Origin of the sequence: Microcystis sp. LE19-10.1B (assembly GCF_027530565.1) — a bacterium.
Taxonomy (GTDB): Bacteria; Cyanobacteriota; Cyanobacteriia; order Cyanobacteriales; family Microcystaceae; genus Microcystis; species Microcystis aeruginosa.
The window spans coordinates 1-4,447 of sequence record NZ_JAPZQM010000517.1 but is presented as its reverse complement, the minus strand read 5'-3'; the positions used below and the strand labels follow the sequence as shown (position 1 = coordinate 4,447).

Below are 4,447 nucleotides of genomic sequence, written 5' to 3'. Positions count from 1 at the left end.
GATACAGTCAACGGTACAGCCATTTTCAAAGGGAAAATGTACCCAGTAGCGTCTTTTCAATTTTTTCTGAGAAGCTCCAGGCAGTAAGGGTTTTGTTAATTTTTTAGTATTTCTGTATGGGGGAAGTCCAGGTATATAGTTCAGTCTTTTCCTCATAATCAAAATTATCTAACAAAATTGGAGTCAAGTCTGAATACTCCTTGGCTAGTAAATCTAAAAACCCTAATTCCAAACCTTTAATAATCAATTCATCGTTAATTTGTTCTAGGGTTGCCCCATCATTTTTAGCAATAATTCCTTCAACAGTTTGCATGACAATCTCGGTTATATCCATGCCTAAGTTAGCTTTCATTACCGCTTTGGGAGTAGGAACTTTCCGAAAATTAATAATTAACTGTCCTGATAAAACTGTAAAGGGATTTTGCCGCTTTTTAAAGCTAGTTTGGCCATTTTTTTGTGGCACTGCTCCCACATATTCAAATCCGCAACTTTCTGCGGTATCTAAAATTAAATGCCAAAACTCAGGATCTTTGTGAGCAAAGACAAAGGATAACCATCGCTCAAATTTCAAAACTCGATACATTTCTCGAATACTTTGGGCAATTAATTGATTATATTCCTGTTTACTTTTTTGGATTGTTCCCCCTTCAATAGCTTCTAATTGATAGTCCTTTTCCGTCACTTCTAAATCTAACCAAGCATTCCACATTATTGATAAATCTAAGTAGGGAATTTTCTTTCCGTAGGGAGGATCGGTATAAATATAATCAACGCTTTCATTTTCAATAAAACTTAAGTCTGTCGCTGTTCCTTTAACAATTTTGGCATAGTTGATGGTGTTTTTATTAATAAAATACGTCATCTCCTTTTTAGCAGCAACTATCTTTTTAAATCTCAATTCAAAGTAAGTGAAAATATCAATTTCTACAGGTTGAGGTGCTATGCGATAACGGTAATATTGAAAAACTGAAGCATTTCCTTGTCCAGATGCAGGTCTTTGATTATTGTTATGATAAGTTAAATTAGCTTTAGTTAATAAGCCAGAAAACATTAACAATAAAGACTCCCTAATATTCTCGTTTAGTTCTTGTTTAATCAAATGTTTTAATAAACTTAGTCGAGCTAATTGTTTGTTACTAAATAACTGTTCAACAGTAGCCACATCAGAACCTTTAGGCAGTTTCAATCCTTCGGGATAGGGATAGGTATTGAGTGCCTTTGTTATTGCTTCTTTGGTTTGCGGTTCTCGCTCTTGGTAGGCTAATTTAACTCGTTCAAAAGCCTGACTTAAATCATCAAAATCAACGGGACTAATTAAAGAATTAACAAGAAAAATAGCCAGAGGGTTAATATCAATACTAATCGCTTTGCGGTTATTCATTAAAGCTTCAATTGCCGTCACTCCACTACCGCCAAAAGGATCAAGAATGACATCTCCCGGTTGACTAAAGTTTTTAATATATTCTGCCACCACATTCCATGCTTGTTTAGTAAAATATCCATGGACACCAAAATGTCTTTTAGCTTGTTGTTTTTTTACCTCAATTGGTTCTAATAAGGGACGACTTGAGTAGTCAAAAGTTTTGCGACTGATTGGGGAATGGTTTTGATAGGTAAAACTTTTCCCCACTTGAAATCTATCTGGGACTAAATACTGGGTCAACTCTTGCCAACTATCGGCAATTGCATCAAGAGAAAAATATAAGATAGGTGTACTGGTATCGAGGGTCTTAAATAAACTAAATTCTAGGCCATTACAAAGAGCAAAATAATTACTTCTGATTTCAGGATGACTCGCATAACTATAGACCTGTTCTACTGAATCACCTTCGTAGATATTTTCCGTTGGTTTTTTAGCCTCTAATACCCAAGCATAACTTTGATTAACTTTGAGAACATAGTCAGGAATTAAATTTATCGGACGTTTTTTACTACCAACCTTTAAAAAGGGATGCCGTAGGGTTTTACTTCTTTCGATATTATCCTCTTGGTAGCCCAAACTTGTTAAAAGAGGTAAAATAATCACTTCTCTAACGCTGTCTTCCTTAAAGTTAGGGTTATTTTTAATTGCCTGAAAATCAATAGCAGAAAAAATATGATTCATGGGTTAGCATTGTTTGTGATAAGTAGGTAGGCGTTAAAAATTATCAGACACCCCCCTTATCAAGGGGGGATTAAAGGGGGGACTAAGGGGGGATCGGCACCCCCCTTATCAAGGGGGGATTAAGGGGGGATCGAACTTAAAATCCATTTTTAATTTAATTATAACCAGCTACTTAGTTTCGATAAATCTTCCTTACTCAGGGGAAAATCAGACCGATTAACTTTGAACACTTACCATTAACCCGCCGTGAAGTTGGGTAAGCTAAGACGCATCTTAACCGCCTATCCTTAGATGAGCTACATCTCCCTCAATCCTTTTACTGTTGCAAGAGTGCAAGAGTGCCTCATCTGAACAAGCAATTTAAATGCGCGGGCAGCTGATGACAGGATTTGACATTTGTTCTGGTGTTGCCCGTTCCGGCGGTTTCTCTAGATAAGGTGGATAGAGTATCTTTGACGATGCCTCAACAATATAAGTTAGACAGGCTTTCTAAAATATATCGTAATCGAGTAGAAGCCCGGTTTCAACCCGCTTCTAGTCATACCAAATCCGTTGATTATAGGCTACTTATAAGGACAGGCACTCGTGCAACAGGGAATAGGCAAAAGGGGGAATAAATAATCAGTTTTTAATAACCAGATTTAGGATCACCGATGAGAATTCCCATCTCTTGAGAACGGGGAGATGTCAATTTTCTAGCAGTCGATGAGAGATTCTTGGGGACGAACCTAGCTAAAAATACCCCCACGCAATCGGTCAACCCGATTACGTTAAAATCAAAAGCAGGATACTGTGTATGACGGAAAAACTCGATGAACTCAGTGATTAAAGCGGTACAAACTGCCTATTATGGGGATGCAGCCTATCGGACACCACCACCGGACTTAGAATCTCTCCTGCTCAAAGAGAGAATTGTCTATCTGGGGTTGCCCTTATTTTCCTCCGATGATGTCAAGCGCAATGTCGGGGTGGACGTGACGGAATTAATTATCGCCCAACTGCTCTACCTGCAATTTGACGATCCCGAAAAACCGATTTTCTTCTATATCAACTCTACCGGCACATCCTGGTACACGGGGGACGCGATCGGCTACGAAACCGAAGCTTTCGCCATCTGTGACACCCTCAACTACATTAAACCTCCCGTTCATACTATCTGTATCGGACAGGCCATGGGAACTGCCGCGATGATTCTTTCCGCAGGAACCAAGGGTTTTCGCGCCTCCTTACCCCACGCTACCATCGTTCTCAACCAAAACCGCACTGGGGCGCAAGGACAAGCCACCGATATCCAGATTCGCGCCAAAGAAGTAATCGCCAACAAACAGACGATGTTGGAAATTTTCTCGAAAAATACGGGTCAAACCACCGAAAAACTGGCGAAAGATATGGATCGCACCTTCTATCTCACCCCACAACAGGCGAAAGACTACGGATTAATCGATCGCGTTCTCGAAAGTCGCAAGGAGCTGCCGAAACCCCTCGCCCAAGTTAGTTAAGATTTATTACAAATTAGCAGGAGTTGTTACCAATTATGCCTATCGGTGTGCCAAAAGTTCCCTACCGTCTGCCGGGTAGCCAATACGAACAGTGGATTAGCATTTACAGCCGTCTTTCGGTGGAACGCATTCTTTTTTTGGGGCAGGAAGTCACCGACGGGTTAGCCAATGCCCTTGTGGCCCAAATGCTTTATCTCGACTCGGAAGACCCCACTAAACCCATCTATCTCTATATCAACTCGCCGGGGGGTTCCGTTACCGCCGGTATGGCCATCTACGACACCATGCAGTACATCAAAGCGGAAGTGGTGACTATCTGTGTGGGATTAGCGGCCTCCATGGGGGCATTTTTACTGGCTTCCGGTAGTCCGGGTAAGCGTCTCGCCCTTCCCCATGCGCGGATTATGATTCACCAACCCATGGGCGGAACCGGGCGCCGGCAAGCGACGGATATCGACATTGAAGCTAAGGAAATCCTGCGTATTCGCCAGCAATTAAACGAAATTATGGCTAATCGCACTGGACAAACCATCGAACGCATCGAAAAAGACACGGACCGCGATTATTTCCTCTCCGCCGAGGAAGCTGTCGCCTACGGTTTAATCGATAAGGTGGTGGAGGGAAGACCGGCTTAAGTCAGTCAGAGGTTAGAACAGGCGAGAAACCTGTTCTAACTGCCATTGGACAAACTTCCTTAGATGGTACCCACATTCCGCACCCTAAAGTGTCACATTGAAAATTTTATCTAAATCGTCAAAACGATTGCCGGCTCTGAATTACAGGCTAATTTGGTTGCCCAGCAGATGCACAATTAGCCCTAAAAATCTGATAACTCTGATACCAA

General features: G+C 41.3%; 3 protein-coding genes. 2 read left to right on the top strand and 1 reads right to left on the bottom strand.

Annotated features, from left to right (window positions below; all coding sequences use genetic code 11):
- Positions 1 to 103 precede the first annotated feature (103 nt).
- A complete protein-coding gene (locus tag O9332_RS18545) occupies positions 104 to 2,104 on the bottom strand; it encodes a DNA methyltransferase (RefSeq protein ID WP_288026789.1) in 2,001 nt (666 codons plus the stop codon).
- Between the two features lie 812 nt (positions 2,105 to 2,916).
- Between O9332_RS18545 and O9332_RS18540 the strand changes: the two genes are divergently transcribed.
- The gene (locus O9332_RS18540) at positions 2,917 to 3,603 is read left to right on the top strand and encodes an ATP-dependent Clp protease proteolytic subunit (RefSeq protein ID WP_002746650.1); all 687 of its coding nucleotides are present in this window, start codon (positions 2,917 to 2,919) and stop codon (positions 3,601 to 3,603) included.
- Between the two features lie 35 nt (positions 3,604 to 3,638).
- On the top strand, positions 3,639 to 4,238 hold the full coding sequence (locus tag O9332_RS18535; RefSeq protein ID WP_002734165.1) for an ATP-dependent Clp protease proteolytic subunit: 600 nt from the start codon (positions 3,639 to 3,641) through the stop codon (positions 4,236 to 4,238).
- Positions 4,239 to 4,447: the final 209 nt, after the last annotated feature.